The organism is Rhizobium sp. SRI_017, assembly GCF_057586295.1.
This window is the reverse complement of sequence record NZ_JBYCZP010000001.1, coordinates 608,941-631,287: the sequence shown is the minus strand read 5'-3', so window position 1 is coordinate 631,287 and position 22,347 is coordinate 608,941. Positions and strand designations below refer to the sequence as shown.

The window sequence follows — 22,347 nt, the reverse complement described above, 5'->3', positions numbered from 1 at the left end:
TATTGCAACTCTGCAATGAGGCTTCAGCGGCTACGCAAACTCTTCTCCAGCATCTCGCGGAGCTGCTCTTTCACGAAATTGCTGACATACTTTCGGCTCGTCCCAACCATCACTTCGGCCGTGTCACCGAAGCGGACATCGACATCAAATGCCCCGGTCTTGAGGATGCCGAGGAGATGCGGCAGGAGCGGCACATCGCCCGGCCAGGCCACGACGGGCCGATGATAATGGCCCATGGGCATGCCGTGAATCCTGGTATAGACGACGGCCACGGGTTGGACATGGACGACGCCCTCGGGTGCGAAATGAGCGGCCGAAGAGGCCGCGGCAAAGAGCGACGACTTGATCTCGCCCAACCTGTTGCCCGCCGTCGTCGTTCCCTCCGGAAAGAGCACCACGGTCTCGCCGGCATTAAGCCGAAAAGCCATCTCGTCGGCCTGTTCGCGGGTCTGGCGGCGCTCCTCGCGCTTGATGAAAATCGAGCGCTGCAGCCGGGCGAGCACGCCGAAGATCGGCCAGTCGCGCACTTCGGACTTGGCGACGAACGTCGCGTCGACGACCGAGGCCAACACCAGGATATCGAGCCATGAGGAATGGTTGGCGGCCACCATCAACGGGCGGCGCAGCTCCGGTTCGCCATGCACATGCACGCGCACACCGATCGCCCAGAGCGCGATCTTGTGCCAGTAGCGCGGCAACCGGTTGCGCAAGGGATGCTCAAGCCAGAGGAACAGAAGGTGGATCGGGAAGAGCATCACCGAAATCAGGACGACGAGGCCGACCGCCAGTACGATCCTGATCCAGGCGATCATTCCGTCACCTGCTATTTCTCGTCCTTGGTAAGTGGAACGCCATAAAGTTCGAGCCGGTGATCGACGAGCCTGAAGCCGTGCTCGCGGGCGATCTTCTCCTGCAGTGCCTCGATCTCGGCGGAATGGAACTCGATGACCTGGCCGGTCTTGAGGTCGATCAGATGGTCGTGATGCTCGTCCGGAACAGTCTCGTAGCGCGAGCGGCCGGCGCGGAAATCGTGCCGTTCGATGATGCCGGCATCTTCGAAGAGTTTCACGGTCCGGTAGACGGTGGCGATGGAAATCTTCGAATCGACAGCCGACGAACGGCGATAGAGTTCTTCAACATCGGGATGATCGGATGATTCCTGCAGGATCTGGGCGATGACGCGGCGCTGCTCGGTCATCCGCAAGCCGCGTTCGGCGCAAATCTCCACGAGGGTGCGCGTGATATCCGACATGAAAAGTGTCCCGCTAGGTGCTTTGGCCGTGAGTTAGCGGAGATCGAGCCGCATGACAAGCGCGGTGGATTTTCGTCCATCGCCGAGCGTGAAGTAGCCTTTGCGCTCGGCGGCGACGCGGAAGCCGAGCTTGCGATAGAGGCCCTGCGCCGAGACATTGCCCTCGTCGACCTCAAGGAACATGGTATCCGCGCCGCGGCCGCGCACATCGCGCAGCGCCGCGAGCATCAACCGCCAGCCGAGGCCTTGGCGCGGATATTTGTTGGAGACCGCGATGGTGAGGATTTCCGCCTCGCCTGCCGCCTCGCGCGCCAGTACGAAGCCGCCCAGGGCCGGGATGCCGTTGTTCGGCCGCGCGGTATAGGCGAAGGCAGTCGGCTGGTTTATCAGGGAATGGAATTCGCTCTCGTCCCAGCCGCGATAGAACCGCTCCGAATGAAGCAGGGACATGTCGTGCGCATCATCTGAGGTCGCGGGGAAAACGTCGAACTCGGCCTTGCGGGTGAAGAAACTTTCGAGAAGCGTGACCGGGTTCATCAGAGGGGTTCCATAGGAGACGCGTGAAGTGATCCTAGGCCTCAAAGATTGAGATTTTTTTAACCATACCGCAAGTCAAACATGCTTGATGGCAAAGCCGCTTTGCGGTTTCGCACCTGCACCCCGGATATAGACAGGGCTCGGCTTGGCATCGTCGGCCAGGCGATGTGCGATCCGCCCGATCCGGTCGAGCGGATAGAGGTCCGGACCGTGCTCCCGCCCTTCCATCGCATCCACGCCGGAACCAACGGGGATCGCGCCGAAGCGGTCGATCATCGCCCGGACCGCGTCATAATCGTAGGTCGCGGGTTCGGTCAGCATGACGCCACCGGGTAGGAAGGTCTGGGCGAAGACTTCCGCCCGTCCGGCATCGATCGCGGCAATCACGGGCGCAGGCGGATCGATCTCCAGCACCTGCTCGGCCACGACCTGAAGCGTGGTGACGCCGACGGCAGGAATGCCGAGCGAGAGTGCAAAGCCCCGTGCGGCGGCAACGCCCACCCGGATGCCGGTGAAGGAACCGGGACCGATCGTGACGCCGATGCGGGTCATATCCTTGAGCGCAAGGCCTGCTTCGGAGAATACCTCGTCGATCATCGGGATCAGGCGCTCGGCATGGCCCCTGCCCAGCGTCTCCGACTTCGAGAAGACAAGCGAATTTTCACCGGAATCATAGATTCCGGCCGCGCATTCGGGCCCTGACGTATCGATAATGAGGATCATGGCTCAGGCCAATCTGACCGGTCAGACGGCCTCGACTTCCCGCACTTCCGGGATGAAGTGACGCAGAAGATTCTGGACGCCATGCTTCAGCGTCGCCGTCGAAGACGGGCAACCGGCACAGGAGCCCTTCATGTTGAGAAACACCGTGCCGTCGCGATAGCCACGGAAGGTGATATCGCCGCCATCCTGGGCGACCGCCGGGCGGACGCGGGATTCGAGCAGTTCCTTGATCGTCGCCACGAGCGTCTCGTCGCCGGGTTCGAAGAACTCGTCCTCGGCATCGATATCATCCTGGTCACGGGCCATGCCCATGATCGGCGCGCCGGACATGAAATGCTCCATGATGGCGCCGAGGATCGCGGGCTTGAGATGTGCCCAATCGACGCCGTCCTTGGAGACAGTCACGAAGTCATAGCCATAGAACACGCCGGTCACGCCATTGATCGAAAACAGGTGCTCGGCCAGCGGCGAGGCCGCGGCATCATCGGCAGTGCGGAAATCGGCAGTGCCGTCCTCGAGCACGATCTTTCCGGGCAGGAACTTGAGCGTCTGGGGGTTCGGCGTCGCTTCGGTCTGAATGAACATGTCTCGCTCCTGTTGTTGCTCACGGGTCAAGGCCAGAAGGTCAGGGCCGGAGAACGAAAAGCATCTCTTTAGAATTGTTCCAAACAAATAGTCCCTTTGAAAGGGCCGTGCAAGGCATAACATGCCTCAGAGGTCGATAAAGCGGCATCTTTTTGTCAGGATTTTGCGAGTGAAAAGGATCAGGCAAGAGCGTCGATTTCCTGGTCCGTCAGCGTGTCCGGCACGATGGTCACCGGGATCGGAAACGGCGTTCCACGCCCGGCCAGGGCGGTGACCAGCGGGCCGGGTCCATCCTTGCCGCTCGAGGCAGCAAGGACCAGGATCGCGATGTCGCGGTCCTCTTCTATGAGCTGCAGGATCTGGTCGGTTGCCTTGCCTTCGCGGATGATAAGCTCGGGTTCGTGGCCGATATTTTCGCGCACATCCTGCGCGACCTTGGACATGATCGCGTCAGCTTCCTCGCGTGCCTCTGCCCGCATCACGTCGGCGACGCCGATCCACTGGTTGAAGTCGGCATCGGAGATCACATAGAGCAGGACGAGGCCGCCATTGGAGTTCTTCGCGCGCGTGCCGGCATAGCGCACGGCGTGGGCGCTTTCCGGCGTTTCGTCGATGACGGCAAGGAATTTGCGTCGATGTCCTTCGAGCCGCGATTGTCGTTGCGAAACCATGAAGGCATCCCCCGCCATTCTCTTGGGGCCGGTCTGCGCCGGCCTCTCATCGGGCGATTCTTAGCGGAGAAATCCGATTATGTCTCTCACTTCGTTCATCACGACGTCGGCCCGTGCCCGCGCCCTTTCGCCGCCCTTCTTGAGGATGGCGTCGATGTGGGACGTCTCGTCCATCAGGCGGCGCATCTCGCCGGTGATCGGCGAAAGCGTCGATATGGCGAGGTCGACGAGCGCCGGCTTGAACACCGAAAACTGCTGGCCGCCGAAGTCCTGGAGCACCTCAGTCTTGGTCTTGCCTGATAGCGCCGCAAAGATGCCGACGAGGTTGTCGGCTTCGGGACGACCCTTCAGACCCTCGGTCTCGGACGGCAAACCGTCAGGATCGGTCTTGGCCTTGCGGATCTTCTTGGAGATCGCATCCTCATCGTCCATCAAGTTGATGCGCGAGAGGTCGGACGGGTCCGACTTCGACATCTTCTTGGTGCCGTCGCGGAGGCTCATGACACGCGGCGCGGGGCCGTCAATCAAGGGTTCGACCATCGGGAAATAGGCATGCACCGGCTCGTTGCCGACCGTGATGTCGATACCCCGGCCACCCTTCTTGATGCCGTCCTTGAAATCGAGGTTGAACTTCATGGCAATGTCGCGGGCGAGTTCGAGATGCTGCTTCTGGTCGTCGCCTACGGGCACGTGCGTCGCGCGATAGACGAGGATATCTGCGGCCATCAGCGAGGGATAGGCGAGCAGACCAAGCGAGGCATTCTCGCGGTCCTTGCCGGCCTTGTCCTTGAACTGGGTCATGCGATTCATCCAGCCGATGCGGGCGACGCAATTGAAGACCCAGGCGAGCTCGGCGTGCTGCGGCACGGCGGACTGGTTGAAAACGATGTGTTTTTCAGGATCGATGCCCGAGGCGATGAAGGCCGCGGCAATCGAGCGGATCTGGCCCGGCAGGTCGTCATGGACGAGCTGCGCGGTGATCGAATGTAGATCGACGACGCAATAGATGCAGTCGCTCTCGGCCTGGAGTGCCACGAACTTCTTGATCGCACCGAGATAGTTGCCGAGATGGAGGTTGCCGGTCGGCTGGACGCCGGAGAATACGAGCCGCGAAAATTCGCCCATTGTGATGATCCTCGGTTAGGCTGGTGGAAGGCCCCAGGGCCAAAGGCCCATGTTGCTGACGGCGGCGCTTATGCACTGGAGCGGATACCTTAGCAAGAGCCGTGCATGGATGCGCCGAACAGCGTGACGCACCGGTTGCGCGTGCTATTCGCTCACGTGGTGTTGCAAACGAAAAAGTTGCATGCCGGACAAAGACGTTGCATCATTAGCGCATCCTGATTTTCAGCGATGATTCAGCATGATAGAAAATCCCGGCCGGCCGAGTGCGCCAGATTATCAAGCCCTCTTTGAGGCGGCGCCAGGTCTCTACCTAGTCCTGCGCAAGGACCTGACGATCATCGCCGTCAGCAACGCCTATGTCGAGGCGACACTGACGCGGCGCGAAGACATTATCGGCCGCGGAATATTTGACGTATTCCCCGACAATCCTGACGACCCTGCCGCAACCGGTGCAAGAAATCTTCGCGAGTCGCTCGAACGTGTGCTGAAAAGCTGCAAGAGCGACTCCATGGCCGTGCAGAAATACGATGTCCAGCGGCCGGACGGCGGTTTCGAGGAGCGCTTCTGGAGCCCGATCAACACACCGGTGCTCGATGCGACGGGCAATGTCCGATACATTATCCACAAAGTCGAGGAGGTGACGGAGTTCGTCCGCCTCAAGCAACAGCATCGTGCCGAACTCGAATCCGGCGCAGAAGCGCGCGATCAGGTCAGCAAGGTCGAAGCCGAGATATTTCTGCGCGCGCAGGAAGTCGCAGAGGCGAACCGCAAGCTGCGCGAGCTCGACCGCCTCAGGACCAATTTCTTCGCCAATATCAGCCACGAACTCCGGACGCCATTGACGCTGATCCTTGGACCGGTCGCGCGGATGCTGAGCGAGGCGGAGCCAGGCAGTGTGAACCGTCGCGGATTGGAGACGGTGGAGCGCAATGCCAAGCTGCTGCTCAAGCAAGTCAACGATCTGCTCGATGTCGCGAAGCTCGAGGCCGGCCAGCTGGACCTCAACTACGCGAAGGCCGATATCGCGCAATTCGCGCGCGTGCTGGCGGCCAATTTCGAGACACTGGCTCACGATCAGCAGGTGGCGCTGACGGTGGATGCTCCGGAGGCTCTCGTCGCCGAGATCGACGAGGAGAAGCTCGAGCGCGTGCTCCTGAACCTCCTCTCCAATGCGTTCAAGTTCACGCCGACGGGTGGGGGCATCGATATCGCGATCGAGAGGGACGGGGACGATGCGGTTGTCTGGGTGGCCGACAGCGGTCCGGGCATTCCAGTCGATGCACGAACCAAGGTCTTCGAGCGCTTCCAGCAGCTCGCGGATGCTGGCAAGATCGGGGGAACCGGACTGGGCCTCTCCATCGTCAAGGAGTTCGTCGCGTTGCATCGAGGCAGCGTGCATATCGAGGACAGTCCTCGCGGGGGCGCCGCCTTTGTCGTGCGGCTGCCGCTGTGCGCGCCGACGGGCGCGCCTGTCGCCGAACAGCGCCTGGCCGCGCGGCGGGACCCATCCGTTGTCTTCCTGGCGGAACTGCGCGACCGCCTTGCCGATACGACGCCTGACAAGGACCGCACACCGCATGGCGGGCTGGTGTTGATCGTCGATGACAATGCCGACATGCGCGAACATCTGACCGGCATACTGGCGTCAAACCACCGCATCGAGACGGCAGCCAATGGTTTTGACGGACTGAACAAGATTGTCGAATTGCTGCCCGACCTGGTTATCAGCGATGTGATGATGCCGGTGATGACCGGCGAGGAAATGGCCCGGCGCATGCTGGACGATCCCCGCATCCGCGACATTCCTTTGCTGATGCTGACCGCCAAGATGGATGACACGCTCAAGGTTGCGATGCTCAGGGAAGGCGCACGCGACTATCTAGGCAAACCCTTTTCGGCCGAGGAGCTTGCTGCCAAGGCTGCGCGCCTCGTTGCCGAGCGCCGCCGGATACTGGCTGACAATGCTGTCATGATCGACAAGCTGACCAAGTCGAACCAGGATCTGGAACGCTTCGCCTATGCTACGGCGCACGATCTGAAGTCACCGCTCAGGTCGATTCACAATCTCGCCGGCTGGATCGAGGAAGACGCGGCCGATGTGCTCGGCGTGCAGAGCAAGGACCACATCCAGCGCCTTCGCCAGCAGATACGGCGCATGGAAAAGTTGCTGGACGATATGCTCAGCTATTCCACCATTGGTCTCGGATCGAACCCACGCGCGCCGGAACTCGCCGATGGCGCGACGATCGTGCGGCACGCGGTCGAGCTGATCGCACCGCCTGATGGTTTCGAAATCCGCCTCGACGAACGGCTTGGTGCGCTGGTGCTTGAACGCATGCCGCTGCAACAGATCTTCGTCAATCTCATCCAGAATGCCGTCCAGCATCATCATAGCAAGATCGGCGCGGTGGAGATCGGCGTTGCGGAGAGCGAGACGGATCTCGTCTTCTCGGTCAGGGATGACGGACCAGGCATTGCGCCGGAATTTCAAGACAGCATCTTTGAGATGTTCCAGACCTTGAAGCCGCGCTTCTCCAATGGCGGCAGCGGCATGGGCCTGGCCTTGGCTAAGAAACTTGCAGTATCCGAGAATGGCGACGTCACCGTCGAATCGGTACCGGGGCAGGGCGCCTGCTTCCGGGTGACGTGGCCGAAGAAGGCAGTATCAGGGGCGATAAAGAATGGCATCCGCTATGCATAACGCGGTCGAAATCTTGGTGGTGGAGGACAATGAATTTGATGTCGAGGCACTGAAGCGAGCCTTCCGCAAGGCTCAGATCGGCAATCGGTTGCACAGCGCCGTGGACGGCGTGGACGCGCTCGACAAGCTGCAGGCACCGAAGGAAGACCAGCCGGTCCGTCAGCCGCTGCTCATTCTGCTCGACATCAACATGCCGCGCATGGATGGCTTCGAATTCCTCGACGCGCTGCGTAAGGACGAAAAGCACAAACAGAGTGTCGTCTTCATGCTCACCACGTCGGGCCACGGCGGCGACATGCAGATGGCCTATTCCCGCCACGTGGCAGGCTATTTCCTCAAGGAGAATCTCGACGATCTGGTCGATACAGTGAAGGCCTATGTGCGCGGCAACGAGTTTCCGTCCGTGCATTTCAATTAGGGCGATCACCCTCGGCGACGCTCAAATCCCGCGAAGCTCCAAAACTTGTAATTGATTGGGGCGCCCAGCGTTTGAAGGCGCAGCGAAAGGCGTCAGCTCTTCTTCTCGCGCAACCGGATCACCACGTCGACATGGGCGATCTCCATACCATCAGGCGGCGCCGGCAGGTTGTTGATCGTGATGTTGGACGTTGGGATATCACGCACCTCGTTCCGGCCTTCGATGAAGAAGTGATGGTGGTCCGAGATATTGGTGTCGAAATAGGTGCGGCTGCCTTCTACCGCCAGCACGCGGATCATGCGGGCCTCGGTGAACTGGTGCAGCGTGTTGTAGACAGTGGCGAGCGAGACATTGATGCCGGCGGTCGTCGCTTCCTCGTGCAGTTCCTCGACCGTCAGGTGACGGTCGCCCTTGGCATAGAGCAGGGTGGCAAGCGCCATGCGCTGACGCGTCGGCCGAAGCCCTGCGTGCCGCAATCTCGCCTCGGTTGCCTTGGAATGGTCAATAGCCATCTGTTGAGTTGGTTCCAGTCGCCAAAATAGGAGTATTTTGGTCAACGATATAACCCGCCGACTTCAGCCTTTCAACAGTTTTTAGGTTCCTGAGGCCGGATAGCGCAGGGGATTGAGCTATTTGGGTTGGCTTTTTTCGGATCGATCCTATATTGGCGGGCACGAAAACAAGCGCCGCGACACCCAGCCGCGGGGGCAAACAAAGACAAAAGCGAGGAAGCAATCAGCCATGGCGGTCCAGAAATCCAGCTATACTTATGAGGAGATTCTGACCTGCGCGCATGGCGAATTGTTCGGGCCCGGCAATGCGCAATTGCCGCTGCCACCGATGCTGATGGTCCACCGTATCACGGATATCTCGGAAACTGGTGGCGCTTTCGACAAGGGCTATATTCGCGCCGAATATGACGTCCGCCCCGACGACTGGTATTTCCCCTGCCATTTCGAAGGCAATCCGATCATGCCGGGCTGTCTGGGCCTCGACGGCATGTGGCAATTGACTGGTTTCTTCCTCGGCTGGCTCGGTGAACCGGGCCGCGGCATGGCGCTCTCCACGGGCGAAGTGAAGTTCAAGGGCATGGTCCGTCCGGATACGAAACTTCTCGAATATGGCATCGACTTCAAGCGCGTCATGCGCGGCCGCCTCGTTCTCGGCACCGCCGACGGCTGGCTGAAGGCGGATGGAGAGACTATCTATCAGGCGACGGACCTGCGCGTCGGCCTCTCCAAGGAAAAGGCAGCCTGAAAGCAACCAGCCAGGGCGGTTCTGACGCCGCTCCCGCAATCGTTTTGAACATAGGTAAGGTCTGAAACCATGAGACGTGTCGTTGTCACCGGCCTCGGAATCGTGTCTTCGATCGGCAACAATGCCGCCGAGGTCACCGAATCCCTTCGGGGCGCCAAATCCGGCATCAGCCGCTCCGAGGATTTCGCCGAGCACGGCTTCAAGTGCCAGGTCTGGGGCCAGCCGACGCTCGACACGACGGGCATGGTGGACCGCCGCGCGACGCGTTTCCTGTCCCAGGGCGGACAATGGAACCACATCGCCATGCTCCAGGCGATCGCGGACTCGGGCGTCGAGGAGAGCGATATCTCCAACGAGCGCACCGGCATCATCATGGGCTCGGGCGGTCCTTCGACGAAGGTGATCGTCGAGGCCGCGGAGACGACCATCCAGAACGGCAGCCCGAAGCGCATCGGGCCCTTTGCCGTACCGAAGGCGATGTCCTCGACCGCCTCAGCCACGCTCGCCACCTGGTTCAAGATCCACGGCGTCAACTACTCGATCTCGTCGGCCTGCTCGACCTCGGCGCATTGCATCGGCAATGCCGCTGAGATGATCCAGTGGGGTAAGCAGGACATGATGTTCGCCGGCGGCCACGAGGATCTCGACTGGACGATGTCCAACCTGTTCGACGCGATGGGCGCGATGTCCTCGAAGTACAACGAGACGCCGAACCTGGCTTCCCGCGCCTATGACGCCGACCGCGACGGCTTCGTCATCGCCGGTGGCGCCGGCGTGGTGATCCTCGAGGAGCTGGAGCACGCCAAGGCGCGCGGTGCCAAGATCTATTGCGAACTGACCGGCTACGGCGCGACCTCTGACGGCTACGACATGGTGGCTCCGTCGGGCGAAGGTGCTATCCGATGCATGAAGCAGGCACTCAGCACGGTCAAGAACCGCGTCGACTACGTCAACACCCATGGCACGTCGACTCCGGTGGGCGACCAGAAGGAGATCGGGGCGATCCGCACGGTCTTCGGTGACGACATGCCTCACATCCAGTCCACCAAGTCGCTGACCGGCCATTCGCTCGGCGCCGCCGGCGTCCAGGAAGCGATCTACTCGATCCTGATGATGCAGGAGCGCTTCATCGGCGAGAGCGCGCATATCCAGAACCTCGACCCCGAATTTGAAGGCGTGCCGATTGTCCGCAAACGCATCGACAATGCCAAGATCGATACGGCTTTGTCGAACTCCTTCGGCTTCGGCGGCACCAACGCCACGCTCGTCTTCGAACGCTTTAACGGTTGATCAGGGGTTTCAATGACGGGGATCATGCAGGGCAAACGCGGCCTCATCATGGGTGTGGCAAACAGCCATTCCATCGCTTGGGGCATCGCAAAGGCATGCGCAGCGCAAGGCGCTGAACTCGCCTTCACCTATCAGGGCGACGCGCTGGGAAAACGTGTGCGGCCGTTAGCGGCCGAAGTCGGCTCTGATTTTCTAGTCGAGTGCGACGTCGAGCAGATCGAGTCGGTTGACCAGGTCTTCGATGTGCTCAAGGAAAAATGGGGCGGCCTTGATTTTGTCGTCCACGCCATCGGCTTTTCCGACAAGAGCGAGCTCAAGGGGCTCTATGCCGACACGACGCGCGACAATTTCAGTCGCACGATGGTGATCTCCTGCTTTTCCTTCACCGAAGTGGCCAAGCGGGCCGCAGCGCTGATGGGCGACAATGGCAGCATGCTGACGCTGACCTATAACGGCTCCCAGCGTATCATGCCGAACTACAATGTCATGGGCGTCGCCAAGGCGGCACTCGAGGCCTCCGTGCGCTATCTCGCCAGCGACTACGGTCCGCGCGGCATCCGCGTCAACGCCATCTCGGCCGGCCCGATTCGCACGCTCGCCGGCGCCGGCATTTCGGATGCGCGCGCGATGCTCAACTGGCAGCAGAAGAACTCGCCGCTCCGCCGCACCGTGACCATCGAGGATGTCGGCCAGTCCGCGCTCTATCTCCTCTCCGACATGTCGCGCGGCGTCACCGGTGAGATCCATTATGTGGATTCCGGCTACAACATCACCTCGATGCCGGTGCTGGACGCGCTGAACCGAGCCGATCAGGAGTGATCAGCGCGACGTAGGTGCGGTAATCAGGTTGGTGGAGAAGAACGCCAGGGTGGCTTCACGCATGCGCCATGTTTCCTGGTGGCCCACTTGCGGCTCACGAATGATGGAAAGCTTGCTGGAGTTGTCAGCGTAGGAGGGTTCGAGTTCGCTCAGCGCGCGGTCCACAGCCGCAGGCGGCGTCAGCGGATCAGCATCGCCGATGCATATGAGCTGTGGCCGCGGTGCAATCAGCGACGCTATGGCGCCGGCATCGGCTTCTGCCAGAAGGCCGGGTATGGTGAGGTAGATCCCGTGCAGGTCATGGTTTCCCAATTCGATCAGGGTCCGGAGATCCGCAAAGCAGCACAGATGCGCCACTGCCGCGATGCGCGGATCCATGGCCGCCAGCCAGTAGCCTAGCGTGCATCCCATGGAAATGCCGAAGGCGCCGATGCGATCGGCATCAACATCGGGCCGGGCTGCGAGATAGGTGAGCGCGGCCGATTGTTCCGAGAGCATCTGTCCGAAGAGTGAACGCCCCTGCCACAGAAGCGCTTTGGCGACCGCGCTTTCGCTGAGCGTTGCCCGCTCGCCGAAGGTGGGCATGTCGATGGCGAGCGTGACATAGCCGGCGCGCGCCAGCACCGGACCCATCGGCTCCACGAGAGCGTCACGTCCATTCAGCAATTCGCTCGCGCCGATGTCATAGCGTGCACCATGGGCATGCGCATAGAGAATGGCCGGGCGCCGTTCCCTGCTATATTTTGGGCGGGTCAGAAGGCCGCGCACCTCATCCTGGCCGATCCGAAATTGAAGACGTTCCACGGTGTAGTCGCTTCCGGCTTCCTCGCTGGAGGACAGTTGCATGATAGGTGGTTCGTCCAGTCGGATGAGCTCTCGCAGCCGTGCGCGGCTGATGGACATGGCGATGCTCCCAAGCGTCCTGGCAATTCCAGTCAAGACGTTAGAGCATCGGAAAACAGAAACGAAAAGCCCTCCGAGCGCCATGCGCCGGAGGGCTTGTCTAATGGGGTGCTGCAGACGGGTCCGCCGCCATCGGACAACGACGCAGCCAAACCGGGAGGGGGTTGGCTGCACTGTCGAAAGGCGTCTACAGCACCCGGACCGGAACCGGCCCTGCGAAGGTTACCCCTTCACCTCGATTCCGATCAAACCCTGCTGGATTGCGATCGTGATTGCATGCAGACGGTTGCTGGCACCAAGCTTCCGCTCGGTCCCAAGCAAGATCTGCTCAATTCCGGCTTCACTCGCGGAAAGACGCGAAGCGATCTCCGACGCATCGATGCCATTGGCCACGAGCGTGAGACCGATCAATTCCAGGCGCGTAAGGTCGAACGATTCTTTCTCGGTCGTCTGTTTCAATCCGTAACTCATAAATCTTCCAGCGTTTGCGAGCGGCCTCCCGAGCCCTGTCTGACCTCAGAATTTCTTGCCGGACCCATGCGCGTGTGAATGATTTTTGACCTCGTGGCCCTAGGGCCCGAGGCTTTGAGCCTTGGTCTGGTTCGGATGGTGCTGATATATGACAAAGACGTGCCGATTTCATTCACACGGCACGCCAATATTCGATCCGTTATGGGATCAAATGAGTCTGCTAATATACACCCATAGAATTTTCGGTATCAGACGTTCGTCTTTCGATAGGCTCGCGGGGTGGATCCGAACCAGCGCATCGTCGAGCGCGTAAAAGCGCTCGGCTGTGAATAGCCGAGCCGGCTTGCGATCTCCGTGGCGCTCAGTTCCGTCTCTTCCAGCAAGCGTCCGGCAAGCTCGCGCCGAACCTCGTCGCGCAGGTCGGCGAGGCTGGTTCCGGCTTCCGCAAGCCGACGCTGCAGCGTGCGTTCCGACACGTTGAAATAACGCGCCGCCTCGGCAAGCCCGATACTGCTGTCGGTAATGTTCATGAGAACGAATTCGCGCAGATCCTCGCTGAAGTCCGCGCGCTCCGACGATTCAGGCCGCAGCGCCCGGCATTGCAGGTCCATCAACTGGAAGAGCCGCTTGTCTCCCTTGGGGTTCTCGACACTGAAATATTCCGCGGGCAAACGTAAGGAGTTGATTTTCCTGTTGTATTGGACGCGCTTGGTCAGGCGTTCACGATAGGGCGCCAGATTTATCGGCTTCGGCCGTTCCATGCCGATCTCCAGAGCGTCGACCGAGGCGCCGAGAATAGCGCGCAATCGAGCCGCGATCAGTGCCATATTCAGGTCGACAAACTGGTCGCGCTTGAGGATCAAAGGCGAGAAGGTCCAGACGATCTCGGCGCCGTTGCCGTCAATCGTCACTTTCGAGTAGCTCTTCTCGGATGCGTAGGCATTGTGTTCAGCCATGAAACGGAAGAAATCAAGCACCGTTGGCGCGTGGATGAGGCCGAAGCCATAGGGGCCCGTGGCGCCGGGTTTGAAGAAATCCACGCATTTCAGGCCGAAAGCCTCGTCCTTGGTGAGCAGGGCGCAGGTTTCCAGGAGTCTGCAAAGCCGATCGAGGCTGACTCGTCCGGTGAGATTGGAAAACTCCTCCGGATTGATCTCCAGCGCAGTGCAAATCGGCGCGAGATCCAGGCCATAGCTACGAGCAGCCTCACCGACGGCTGAACCCAGTCCGGCGGCGGCAGTGTAGCGATCGCTTGCTGAAGTCGGTGACGGCATCTTGGCGCCAAATGTGAAAATTATGGCATGTGAGGGAAATAATAGCCCCGTTTTGAAGAAAGGTCTACTAAATCTCGCAACCAGCAATTGCTCATAGATTGAGCATTCGCCTGGTATATCAGCAGGTTAGCGGCGGGTCATTTCTTGGCCCAAAGCACTTTGTAACGGGCGTTGCGCGCCGTCTCGCCGCTGGTGCGGAAGAGCTCCTTGAGCGCCGGTTCATAAGGAAGGCCGCGATTTGCGACCAGCAGCAGTTCGCCGCCGGCACGAAGGGCTTCAGACGCCCGGCGAATGATGGCCTGGCCGAGACCCGGTTCTGTCGCATGCCCCTCGTGGAAGGGAGGATTCATGACGATGAGGTCGTACCGCGCCTTTACCTCCTCGCGGGCGAGGTCAAGCCAGTGATAACGGGTCTGCAGCCTCGGGCAGAGGTGATCGACATTCTTGCGCGCCGCCTGAAGCGCCGCATAGTCGGCTTCGTAGAGGTCGACACCTTCGATTTCAGGCGAAAGCTCAGCCAATGCCACGGTCAGGTAGCCCCAACCGGCGCCAAAGTCCGCCGCATGCTTGCGGTAGTCCTTCGGCAGATAGCGGGCAAGATAAAGCGAGCCGGCATCAACCTCGCCATGCGAGAACATGCCGGGTGCGGTGACGAATTTGTCGGCAACGAAGCTCGGCTTGGCGCGGATTGCCGCGATCAGCGCTGCGGGATCCTGCGGACGCGCGAACCAGAAAGCCTGGGCATGATACTTCGCCAGGTGCTCCACCTCGACATCCATGGACTGGAGCTTCTTCCGCAAGGATTGCACGCCGTCTTCCTTGGAGCCGGCCATGACGATGCGTCCGCCCGGCTTGAGGCGCGAGAGCGCTTCGGAGACGAAGTTCTCGTTCTGGCCCTTGTGGCGCGTCATCAGGATCAACGCCATGTCGAAATCCGTCCCCGTGACTTCAGGCTGCGCATCGACGCCACGTTTCTGCAGCGCATTGTAGAGCGGGCGGAACGCCTGCACGGCCTCGATCTCGGCGGTAAAGCCTTCCGGCAGCGTGTAGCCAGTTTCCGCGCCTAGGAAGAGCACGCGCTCGCCAGTGGCCGGCGGCGTCAGCACATTCGTGTCGAAGGGGTGGAACAGGGTCTTTACGGCGTCGCGCATCATGGGTCTTTCTTGATATGAAAAGGCGCGGGAGTGACCCGCGCCTCGTAAGTCAGGTTTCGCGGAAGCGCCTTACTCGACGTCTTCGCTCTTCTTCTCGGCAACAATTTCCTTGCCGGTCGCCTGGTCGATGATCTTCATCGACAGGCGGACCTTGCCACGCTCATCGAAGCCGAGCAGCTTGACCCAGACCTTCTGGCCTTCCTTGACCACATCGCCGGTCTTGGCAACGCGATCGTTGGCGAGCTGAGAGATGTGGACGAGGCCGTCACGTGGGCCGAAGAAGTTCACGAAGGCGCCGAAATCGGCGATCTTCACGACCGTGCCTTCATAGATCTGGCCGACTTCCGGCTCGGCGACGATCGAGTGGATCCACTTGCGGGCCGCTTCGATTTCCTTGCCGGAGGCGGACGCGATCTTGATCGTGCCGTCGTCTTCGATGTTGATCTTGGCGCCGGTCTTTTCGACGATTTCGCGGATGACCTTGCCACCCGAACCGATGACTTCACGGATCTTGTCGACCGGGATGCTCATGGTTTCGATGCGCGGTGCGAATTCGCCGAGCTGGCCGCGGCTCTCGGAGAGCGCATTGGCCATTTCGTTGAGGATGTGCTTGCGGCCACCCTGTGCCTGGCTGAGCGCGACCTTCATGATCTCTTCGGTGATGCCGGCGATCTTGATGTCCATCTGCAGCGACGTGATACCGTCGGCAGTGCCGGCGACCTTGAAGTCCATGTCGCCGAGGTGGTCTTCGTCACCCAGAATGTCGGAAAGAACCGCGAAGCGATCGCCTTCGAGGATCAGGCCCATGGCGATACCGGCAACGGGCTTGGCCAGCGGAACGCCGGCATCCATGAGAGCAAGCGAAGTGCCGCAAACGGTGGCCATCGACGATGAGCCATTGGACTCGGTGATCTCGGAGACGACACGCAGCGTGTAGGGGAAGGCTTCCGCAGTCGGCAGCATCGGGCGGATGGCGCGCCATGCGAGCTTGCCGTGACCGATTTCGCGACGACCGGGGGATCCCATGCGGCCGGTTTCACCAACCGAGTAGGGTGGGAAGTTGTAATGGAGCAGGAAGCGCTCCTTGTACATGCCGGTCAGCGAGTCGACATACTGCTCGTCTTCGCCGGTGCCGAGCGTGGTGACGACGATCGCCTGCGTCTCGCCGCGGGTGAAGAGTGCCGAACCATGGGTGCGCGGCAGGATGCCCACTTCCGAGACGATCGGGCGAACGGTCGAGAGATCGCGGCCGTCGATGCGGCTCTTGGTGTCGAGAATGTTCCAGCGAACGATCTTGGCCTGCAGTTCCTTGAACACCGAACCGATCACGTCGGACGGATAGGTCGAATTGCCTTCGGCATCGACGAAATGTTCCTTGACCTTCGCCTTGACCGCATCAACTGCAGCATAGCGAACAGCCTTTTCGGTGTTCTTATAGGCGGCGCGCAGCTCGGTTTCGGTGAGCTTGAGCATTTCGGCTTCGAGCTCGGAATAGTCAGGCGGGGTGAAGTCGCGCGGTTCCTTCGCAGCAGCTTCGGCGAGCTGGATGATCGCGTCGATGACAGGCTGGAAGCCGCGATGGCCGAACATGACGGCGCCGAGCATGGTCTCTTCGTTGAGTTCCTTGGCTTCCGATTCCACCATCAGAACGGCGTCGGCGGTACCGGCAACCACGAGGTCGAGCGTCGACTCGTCCATCTCATCGAGATGCGGATTCAGAACGTATTCGCCATTGATGTAGCCGACGCGCGCGCCGCCGACCGGGCCCATGAAGGGAACGCCAGAGAGCGTGAGCGCTGCGGACGTCGCGACCATGGACAGCACGTCCGGATCGTTCTCGAGGTCATGCTGCATGACGGTGACGACGACCTGGGTGTCGTTCTTGTAGCCATCGGGGAAAAGCGGGCGGATCGGGCGGTCGATCAGGCGGGAAACCAGCGTTTCCTTTTCCGACGGACGGCCTTCGCGCTTGAAGTAGCCGCCCGGGATCTTGCCGGCGGCATAGGTCTTTTCCTGGTAGTTCACGGTGAGCGGGAAGAAATCCTGGCCCGGCTTCGGCGACTTGGCCGAAACGACGGTGGCGAGAACGACGGTCTCGCCATAGGTGGCGAGAACTGCACCGTCAGCCTGGCGGGCGATCTTGCCCGTTTCCAGAATAAGCGGGCGCCCTGCCCATTCGATTTCAACTCTATGGGTTTCGAACATATCTTGTCCTTCCAATATGCGCGGGCCATTCCGGCGGTTACGCTGGACTGGCCGCTCTTTCGTTGTGCACATCACGGGCAAGACAGCGTTCTGTTTCTCCTTGAGGAGCGGCGTTCGCCGCGGAAACAGACTGCAATCCTGCCCCATGATGGGCTGTTCATGTCCCGCGTCCGGCCCATCCGGGAAGCGAGTGTGCCGGGCGCGCCCGGCAGAAATGAGATCGGCGGAAGGGTTGCCCCTTCCGCCGGAGTTTTTTAGCGGCGAATGCCGAGAGCGCCGATCAGCTTGGTGTAACGGGCTTCGTCCTTCTTCTTGAGATAATCAAGAAGCGAACGGCGGCTCGAAACCATCTTCAGAAGACCACGACGGGAATGGTTATCCTTCTTGTGGGCCTTGAAGTGATCGGTCAGGGTGTTGATGCGCTCGGTGAGGATAGCGACCTGGACTTCCGGAGAACCAGTGTCACCCGGGACGGTTGCATATTCCTTGATAAGTTCAGCCTTGCGCTCAGTAGTCAGCGACATCGGACAATCCTTTCTTTGCGGGATTTTAAGACGCCCAAAGCCGGGATGTCGTCCAGCTCTGGCCAGTGATAGCTGAGAGCTCTGCTCTCGCTGGCGCGGCCTATAAACGAAATCGTCGTGAAAGGAAAGGGGCGCGCCGGATTTCGGCTTTATCAGCCTTGAACACTGCTTGGCCGAGGATCGAGAAATATGGTAGCGCTATCATCGATGAGGGAGGAAACGATGCCATATGTGAATATCAAGATCACCCGCGAGGGCGCCACACGCGCGCAGAAGAACGAGATCATCAAGGGCGTGACCGATCTCCTGGTCCGGGTGCTCAACAAGGATCCAAACGGCACCTTCGTCGTCATCGACGAAGTGGAACTGGAAAACTGGGGCGTCGGCGGGTTGCCGGTGGACGAGTTTCGGACGCAACAATCCTCGCCCTGAGCGCCGCGCATCCAACAAATGAAATTCGTATCAGGAGAGGGGCGGAGACCACATATCCGCCTTCAGTGGCTTTTTGCGCGCTGTCGCGAGCTAGTTCACCTGAGATTGCCCGAGACGATTGCGACGAAGGATCAACAACCGAAAAAATTGCCGGGCAAAGAAATAGCGAAAAAATTGATAATTTATGAGGGCTTGGCTTGGGAAACTACCAGTTTCTGAACAAGAGCTGAATACCCCATGCAGGTCTGACTGGATGTTCCCCGCGAAACAAAGCCTCGACGCCATCGAGCGTAGGCTTTTCTCCATAAGGCGGTCCCAACCAGGCGTCTGAAGAACTACCGCCGGACGCCTCAATTCCGAGGGCACAGACCCTCTTTGCAAGGAACACCAACATGGCCAAGAAAATCAAGCTCGATGACACCGACAATGACTTCGCAGGCAAGAACAAGTCCGAGAAAGTATTCGGCAACGGCGGCAACGACTCGCTGTCGGGTGGTGGCGGCAATGACACGCTCGATGGCGGCGACGGCAACGATACTCTGATCGGCGGCGCCGACGACGACAAACTCATTGGCGGCACCGGCGATGACACAATGGTGGGCGGTGAAGGCGATGACGTGATCGACGCAAAGTCCGGCACCGACGATGTCGACGGCGGCACCGGCGACGATACGCTGCTGCTCGAGGGCAATTTCGCCGATGCAACGATCACCGCAGACGGCACCGGCTTCAAGATTGTCACCGCGAACGCCACGGTTACGGTGGACAATGTCGAATTGTTCAAATTTGCCGACAAGACGGTAAGCGCCGACAAGTTGCTGGGTGACGGCAAAACCTTCACGCTCACCACCGGCATCGACAACATCGTCGGTACCTCCGGCGCCGATCTGATCGTTGGCAGCGCCGATGGTACTGCCGCGCAGACTTTCAACAACGGCGACATCATTTCCGGTGGCGACGGCATCGATCGCTTGCGCATCACCGCCACCCCGGCAGCCGCGCTGAACATCCTGCCGACGATGACGGGCGTGGAAAACGTCGAATTCACTGCTGGGGGCGCTGCCAACACGACCCTGAACATGGTCAACTCCTCTGGCGCAACCGCCTTCATCTCGCAAGGCAGCACTCGCACTCTGGCAGTCACCAACCAGGATGCGCTTGCGTCGATCACGGTCCAGAACAACACGACAGTCAATTCCGGCATGATGATGCAATATGCCGCCGCGGCTGTGGCCGGTGCGACCGACGTACAGGCGATCAACCTGTCCAACAACGGCGCCCAGTTCACTGCGGCGGGTACTGTCAACGTCGCTGGCGTCGAGACGTTCAACGTCACGTCCACCGGCGTCAACAACCTGACTGCTCTGCTCGGCGACAAGCTGGAAACCGTGACGGTGGATGGGGCCGGCTCGTTCAAGACGAACACGGCCTTCGGTGCAACGCTGAAGACTTTCGACGCTTCCGCCTCGACCGGTGCGCAATCGGTCATCTTCGGCACCGGCAATATCACAGCCACGGGCGGATCGGCCGACGATCTGTTCGACTTCAAGGGCACCTTGACTGGTGCCGACAAAGTCACCGGCGGTGATGGGATCGACACGATCGCGCTGACCAGTGCCGACATCTCGGGTGCTGCTTCGGCGCCGCTTGCCGGCCTCAACGCATCCAGTGGTGTTGAACGGATCCGATTTGACGGCGCCAACGCGGTCAAGGTTGACCACGGCACCCTGACCAATGCCGACATCAAGACGGTGATCTTCAACGGAACCGGTGCCGATACGGTGTTGAACGCCAATAGCGCGATCACTTATCAGTTCACCGGCGACAACAACGGGGCCGCGACTTTCACGATGAAGGGCGGCGAAAACGTCCTCAACATCGATATGAAGGCGTCAACCGTCGCCGTAGACAACGTCTACAATTCGGCCGATGTGACCAGCCTCAATACCGGCACCGCACTCAACGTCAACATCAACTCGACGGGTGTCGGCCCGACGGCGATCGATGACAACGACTTTGGCAACATTACAAACGCTGTCAACGCCACCTTTACGTTCAAGGGTGACGCTCACAACGAAATCTCAAGCTTCAGCAACGCGGTAACGGTCGATGCCAGCGCTTCGACAGGCAACCTCGAACTGATCGCTTCGACCGGTGCCGACAATATCAAGGGCAGCTCGGGTATCAACGATATCGCTGGCCGCAACGGTGTCGACAATATTAACATCTCCGCCAGCACCGCAAATGTCGACCATGTCGACTTGCGCGGCATCCTCGTGGACACAAATCGCGACTTTATCACCGGCTTCACGGCTGGTGCCGGTGGCGATATCATTGAGATCAACAATGTTAATACGACCGCCGCCAACGCAGTTGTCACGTTCCAGGAGATCGCTGCCAATGTCGGCACACAGACCGTCCTGGGCGGAACCGATGTGATGGAATTCACTTTCAACATCGCAGGCACCGGCCTCGGCAACGGCACGGCGGCGTCCTTGGACGGCACCAACCTGCTTGCCGCCGTCGGAACGATCAACAGCAATGTCGGCGCGGACGGCTACCTCATCGCCTACCAGGGTGGCAACGCCTACCTCTACCACTTCGACGATGGTGCTACCGGTACGATCAGCAACTTCGAGATCGAACTGGTGGCGACGGTCAACGGCGTCGCGGTGGGATCGCTGGATGCTTCCAACTTCCAGTTCTGATCGAACCTGGTTCAAAAGCGAGGTGGGCGGCAGAAATGCCGCCCACTGCCTGTTTATGGAGTTGGTGATGCGTGAGGAACGCGCCGGTGACCGCTGAGCGGTTCGATCAGCCGAAGACGTGCTTCGACCGGAATTCGCCTTCTTCGATCGCGCCGAGGTCGCCCGATACTATGGCATAGGCCCTGCGGTGCCGGGCGTCGCCGTCTGCCAATGCCTTCATGCGCAATTTGTGACTGACATCGACAATCGCCGAGATGGCAGGGATCAGTTCACCGCCCAGTTCCGTCATCTGATATTCGACCGATGGCGGTGAGGTGGGCATCACCTTGCGGTCGACGATGCCGCGCTCCTCAAGTTCCTTGAGCCGTGTGCTGAGCACCTTGGCAGAGATCGACGGCATATCGGCCTTCAGCTCGGAAAAGCGGCGCGGGCCCTGGCTCAGATACCAGAGGATATGCGGCGTCCAGGCGCCGACGATCAGCGACATGCACTCGTTCAGCGGGCAGGGTGGCTGTGGGGCCGTATTCTTGCGTCGCTTCAGGGCCATCCAATATCTCCGGCGAAATCAGGTTACCGGCGGGATATCACAATGTGATGGTTACCACAAGAACTGTGGTTACAAAAGGAAACTACCTAGCATATGTACACCGCGTCACGCCAAATCTGGAGAAGACCATGAAGCTCTACTACTCACCCGGCGCCTGCTCGATGGCATCGCATGTCATTTTGCACGAGATCGGCAAGCCCTTTGAACTCGAACGCGTCGATATCGTGAACAAAGTCACCGAGCATGGTGCCGACTATCGCGCCGTCAATGCCAAGGGCTCCGTGCCGGCACTCGACATCGGCGGCGGCGAAGTGCTGACCGAGGGTGCCGCCATCCTGCAGTTCATCGCCGACAGCAACGGCGCCACCGAACTCGCGCCACCGGTCGGCACGCTCGCACGAGCCCGCATGCAGGAAGTGTTGAACTTCGTGGCATCTGAACTGCACAAGGCCTTCGGCCCTCTTTTTATCCCCGGCAAGTCCGAAGCCGAGCAACAGGCGGCGCGCGACGCAGTGGCCCGGAATTTCGACTGGCTGGAATCACGCCTGTCAGACGGTCGGGCGTTTCTTACGGGTGCTGTCTTCACCGTGGCTGATGCCTATGCCTTCGTCATCGCCAACTGGGCCAATGCCAAGAACATGTCGCTTGCCAACTGGCCGCGCCTCAAGGACTTCGTCGATCGCGTCGCCGCCCGACCCACGGTACAAGCCGCGATGCGCGCCGAAGGCCTTGCCTAACCCCCGGAGGAGCA

23 protein-coding genes are annotated in these 22,347 nt (G+C 60.3%); 8 read left to right on the top strand and 15 right to left on the bottom strand.

Annotation, left to right across the window (positions count from 1 at the left end):
- Positions 1–23 precede the first annotated feature (23 nt).
- From olsA to trpS, 7 genes are all read right to left on the bottom strand, one after another.
- Positions 24–812, bottom strand: coding sequence for a lyso-ornithine lipid O-acyltransferase (gene olsA, locus AC2YI2_RS03085; protein WP_487384946.1), 789 nt, complete (start codon positions 810–812; stop codon positions 24–26).
- Positions 813–823: 11 nt separating this feature from the next.
- Positions 824–1,252, bottom strand: a complete 429-nt coding sequence (locus tag AC2YI2_RS03080) for a Fur family transcriptional regulator (RefSeq protein WP_487384945.1) — start codon at positions 1,250–1,252, stop codon at positions 824–826.
- A 33-nt stretch (positions 1,253–1,285) separates the two neighbouring features.
- Positions 1,286–1,789: a GNAT family N-acetyltransferase gene (locus AC2YI2_RS03075; protein WP_487384944.1), complete on the bottom strand. Its 504-nt coding sequence runs from the start codon at positions 1,787–1,789 to the stop codon at positions 1,286–1,288.
- Positions 1,790–1,864: 75 nt separating this feature from the next.
- Positions 1,865–2,512 carry a tRNA (adenosine(37)-N6)-threonylcarbamoyltransferase complex dimerization subunit type 1 TsaB gene (gene tsaB / locus AC2YI2_RS03070; protein ID WP_487384943.1) on the bottom strand — a complete coding sequence of 216 codons (648 nt, stop codon included), beginning with the start codon at positions 2,510–2,512 and terminating at the stop codon, positions 1,865–1,867.
- A 21-nt stretch (positions 2,513–2,533) separates the two neighbouring features.
- The gene (locus AC2YI2_RS03065; RefSeq protein WP_487384942.1) at positions 2,534–3,097 is read right to left on the bottom strand and encodes a NifU family protein; all 564 of its coding nucleotides are present in this window, start codon (positions 3,095–3,097) and stop codon (positions 2,534–2,536) included.
- A gap of 179 nt (positions 3,098–3,276) precedes the next feature.
- A complete protein-coding gene (locus tag AC2YI2_RS03060) occupies positions 3,277–3,768 on the bottom strand; it encodes a universal stress protein (RefSeq protein ID WP_487384941.1) in 492 nt (163 codons plus the stop codon).
- Positions 3,769–3,828: 60 nt separating this feature from the next.
- The gene (gene trpS / locus AC2YI2_RS03055; protein ID WP_487384940.1) at positions 3,829–4,893 is read right to left on the bottom strand and encodes a tryptophan--tRNA ligase; all 1,065 of its coding nucleotides are present in this window, start codon (positions 4,891–4,893) and stop codon (positions 3,829–3,831) included.
- A 238-nt stretch (positions 4,894–5,131) separates the two neighbouring features.
- Here trpS and AC2YI2_RS03050 point away from each other — a divergent pair, with 238 nt between their 5' ends.
- Both AC2YI2_RS03050 and AC2YI2_RS03045 read left to right on the top strand, forming a co-directional pair.
- The gene (locus AC2YI2_RS03050) at positions 5,132–7,594 is read left to right on the top strand and encodes a hybrid sensor histidine kinase/response regulator (RefSeq protein ID WP_487384939.1); all 2,463 of its coding nucleotides are present in this window, start codon (positions 5,132–5,134) and stop codon (positions 7,592–7,594) included.
- Complete coding sequence (locus AC2YI2_RS03045) at positions 7,575–8,012, top strand: response regulator (protein ID WP_487384938.1); 438 nt, start codon at positions 7,575–7,577, stop codon at positions 8,010–8,012. Before AC2YI2_RS03050 ends, AC2YI2_RS03045 begins: the two co-directional genes overlap by 20 nt.
- Before the next feature lie 92 nt (positions 8,013–8,104).
- On the opposite strand, the gene irrA is transcribed toward AC2YI2_RS03045, so the two are convergent.
- Positions 8,105–8,524, bottom strand: a complete 420-nt coding sequence (gene irrA / locus AC2YI2_RS03040) for an iron response transcriptional regulator IrrA (protein ID WP_487384937.1) — start codon at positions 8,522–8,524, stop codon at positions 8,105–8,107.
- A gap of 229 nt (positions 8,525–8,753) precedes the next feature.
- On the opposite strand from irrA, the gene fabA reads away from it, so the two are divergent.
- From fabA to fabI, 3 genes are all read left to right on the top strand, one after another.
- Entirely contained in the window at positions 8,754–9,269 is a 516-nt protein-coding gene (gene fabA / locus AC2YI2_RS03035) for a 3-hydroxyacyl-[acyl-carrier-protein] dehydratase FabA (protein WP_487384936.1), read from the top strand.
- Between the two features lie 69 nt (positions 9,270–9,338).
- Positions 9,339–10,559, top strand: a complete 1,221-nt coding sequence (gene fabB / locus AC2YI2_RS03030; protein WP_487384935.1) for a beta-ketoacyl-ACP synthase I — start codon at positions 9,339–9,341, stop codon at positions 10,557–10,559.
- A gap of 12 nt (positions 10,560–10,571) precedes the next feature.
- The gene (fabI, locus tag AC2YI2_RS03025; RefSeq protein ID WP_487384934.1) at positions 10,572–11,378 is read left to right on the top strand and encodes an enoyl-ACP reductase FabI; all 807 of its coding nucleotides are present in this window, start codon (positions 10,572–10,574) and stop codon (positions 11,376–11,378) included.
- On the opposite strand, the gene AC2YI2_RS03020 is transcribed toward fabI, so the two are convergent.
- From AC2YI2_RS03020 to rpsO, 6 genes are all read right to left on the bottom strand, one after another.
- Positions 11,379–12,281 (bottom strand): alpha/beta hydrolase family protein, encoded by a 903-nt coding sequence (locus AC2YI2_RS03020; RefSeq protein WP_487384933.1) that lies wholly within the window; start codon positions 12,279–12,281, stop codon positions 11,379–11,381.
- Positions 12,282–12,503: 222 nt separating this feature from the next.
- A complete protein-coding gene (locus AC2YI2_RS03015; protein WP_487384932.1) occupies positions 12,504–12,740 on the bottom strand; it encodes a transcriptional regulator in 237 nt (78 codons plus the stop codon).
- Positions 12,741–13,000: 260 nt separating this feature from the next.
- Entirely contained in the window at positions 13,001–14,026 is a 1,026-nt protein-coding gene (locus AC2YI2_RS03010; RefSeq protein ID WP_487384931.1) for an AraC family transcriptional regulator, read from the bottom strand.
- Between the two features lie 137 nt (positions 14,027–14,163).
- A complete protein-coding gene (locus AC2YI2_RS03005) occupies positions 14,164–15,180 on the bottom strand; it encodes a class I SAM-dependent methyltransferase (RefSeq protein ID WP_487384930.1) in 1,017 nt (338 codons plus the stop codon).
- A gap of 69 nt (positions 15,181–15,249) precedes the next feature.
- The gene (gene pnp / locus AC2YI2_RS03000) at positions 15,250–17,385 is read right to left on the bottom strand and encodes a polyribonucleotide nucleotidyltransferase (protein ID WP_487384929.1); all 2,136 of its coding nucleotides are present in this window, start codon (positions 17,383–17,385) and stop codon (positions 15,250–15,252) included.
- A 254-nt stretch (positions 17,386–17,639) separates the two neighbouring features.
- A complete protein-coding gene (rpsO, locus tag AC2YI2_RS02995; protein ID WP_487384928.1) occupies positions 17,640–17,909 on the bottom strand; it encodes a 30S ribosomal protein S15 in 270 nt (89 codons plus the stop codon).
- A gap of 222 nt (positions 17,910–18,131) precedes the next feature.
- Between rpsO and AC2YI2_RS02990 the strand changes: the two genes are divergently transcribed.
- Positions 18,132–18,341 (top strand): tautomerase family protein, encoded by a 210-nt coding sequence (locus tag AC2YI2_RS02990; protein ID WP_487384927.1) that lies wholly within the window; start codon positions 18,132–18,134, stop codon positions 18,339–18,341.
- 392 nt (positions 18,342–18,733) lie between these two features.
- A complete protein-coding gene (locus AC2YI2_RS02985; RefSeq protein WP_487384926.1) occupies positions 18,734–21,049 on the top strand; it encodes a beta strand repeat-containing protein in 2,316 nt (771 codons plus the stop codon).
- 106 nt (positions 21,050–21,155) lie between these two features.
- Here the strand turns inward: AC2YI2_RS02985 and AC2YI2_RS02980 are convergent, their stop codons facing one another.
- Positions 21,156–21,596, bottom strand: coding sequence for a winged helix-turn-helix transcriptional regulator (locus AC2YI2_RS02980; protein ID WP_487384925.1), 441 nt, complete (start codon positions 21,594–21,596; stop codon positions 21,156–21,158).
- Positions 21,597–21,724: 128 nt separating this feature from the next.
- Here AC2YI2_RS02980 and gstA point away from each other — a divergent pair, with 128 nt between their 5' ends.
- Positions 21,725–22,333, top strand: coding sequence for a glutathione transferase GstA (gstA, locus tag AC2YI2_RS02975; protein WP_487384924.1), 609 nt, complete (start codon positions 21,725–21,727; stop codon positions 22,331–22,333).
- The last annotated feature ends 14 nt before the right edge of the window (positions 22,334–22,347 follow it).

Bases quoted from the DNA above. Each gene is read 5' to 3' on its own strand.
- AC2YI2_RS03005 (WP_487384930.1), bottom strand. From the start codon at position 15,180: ATGATGCGCGACGCCGTAAAGACCCTGTTCCACCCCTTCGACACGAAT.
- AC2YI2_RS02985 (WP_487384926.1), top strand. From the start codon at position 18,734: ATGGCCAAGAAAATCAAGCTCGATGACACCGACAATGACTTCGCAGGC.
- irrA (WP_487384937.1), bottom strand. From the start codon at position 8,524: ATGGCTATTGACCATTCCAAGGCAACCGAGGCGAGATTGCGGCACGCA.
- AC2YI2_RS03045 (WP_487384938.1), top strand. From the start codon at position 7,575: ATGGCATCCGCTATGCATAACGCGGTCGAAATCTTGGTGGTGGAGGAC.
- olsA (WP_487384946.1), bottom strand. From the start codon at position 812: ATGATCGCCTGGATCAGGATCGTACTGGCGGTCGGCCTCGTCGTCCTG.
- AC2YI2_RS03065 (WP_487384942.1), bottom strand. From the start codon at position 3,097: ATGTTCATTCAGACCGAAGCGACGCCGAACCCCCAGACGCTCAAGTTC.
- tsaB (WP_487384943.1), bottom strand. From the start codon at position 2,512: ATGATCCTCATTATCGATACGTCAGGGCCCGAATGCGCGGCCGGAATC.
- pnp (WP_487384929.1), bottom strand. From the start codon at position 17,385: ATGTTCGAAACCCATAGAGTTGAAATCGAATGGGCAGGGCGCCCGCTT.
- AC2YI2_RS02990 (WP_487384927.1), top strand. From the start codon at position 18,132: ATGCCATATGTGAATATCAAGATCACCCGCGAGGGCGCCACACGCGCG.
- rpsO (WP_487384928.1), bottom strand. From the start codon at position 17,909: ATGTCGCTGACTACTGAGCGCAAGGCTGAACTTATCAAGGAATATGCA.
- fabI (WP_487384934.1), top strand. From the start codon at position 10,572: ATGACGGGGATCATGCAGGGCAAACGCGGCCTCATCATGGGTGTGGCA.
- fabA (WP_487384936.1), top strand. From the start codon at position 8,754: ATGGCGGTCCAGAAATCCAGCTATACTTATGAGGAGATTCTGACCTGC.
- AC2YI2_RS03050 (WP_487384939.1), top strand. From the start codon at position 5,132: ATGATAGAAAATCCCGGCCGGCCGAGTGCGCCAGATTATCAAGCCCTC.
- AC2YI2_RS03080 (WP_487384945.1), bottom strand. From the start codon at position 1,252: ATGTCGGATATCACGCGCACCCTCGTGGAGATTTGCGCCGAACGCGGC.
- AC2YI2_RS03020 (WP_487384933.1), bottom strand. From the start codon at position 12,281: ATGTCCATCAGCCGCGCACGGCTGCGAGAGCTCATCCGACTGGACGAA.
- AC2YI2_RS02980 (WP_487384925.1), bottom strand. From the start codon at position 21,596: ATGGCCCTGAAGCGACGCAAGAATACGGCCCCACAGCCACCCTGCCCG.
- AC2YI2_RS03060 (WP_487384941.1), bottom strand. From the start codon at position 3,768: ATGGTTTCGCAACGACAATCGCGGCTCGAAGGACATCGACGCAAATTC.
- gstA (WP_487384924.1), top strand. From the start codon at position 21,725: ATGAAGCTCTACTACTCACCCGGCGCCTGCTCGATGGCATCGCATGTC.
- AC2YI2_RS03075 (WP_487384944.1), bottom strand. From the start codon at position 1,789: ATGAACCCGGTCACGCTTCTCGAAAGTTTCTTCACCCGCAAGGCCGAG.
- AC2YI2_RS03010 (WP_487384931.1), bottom strand. From the start codon at position 14,026: ATGCCGTCACCGACTTCAGCAAGCGATCGCTACACTGCCGCCGCCGGA.
- fabB (WP_487384935.1), top strand. From the start codon at position 9,339: ATGAGACGTGTCGTTGTCACCGGCCTCGGAATCGTGTCTTCGATCGGC.
- trpS (WP_487384940.1), bottom strand. From the start codon at position 4,893: ATGGGCGAATTTTCGCGGCTCGTATTCTCCGGCGTCCAGCCGACCGGC.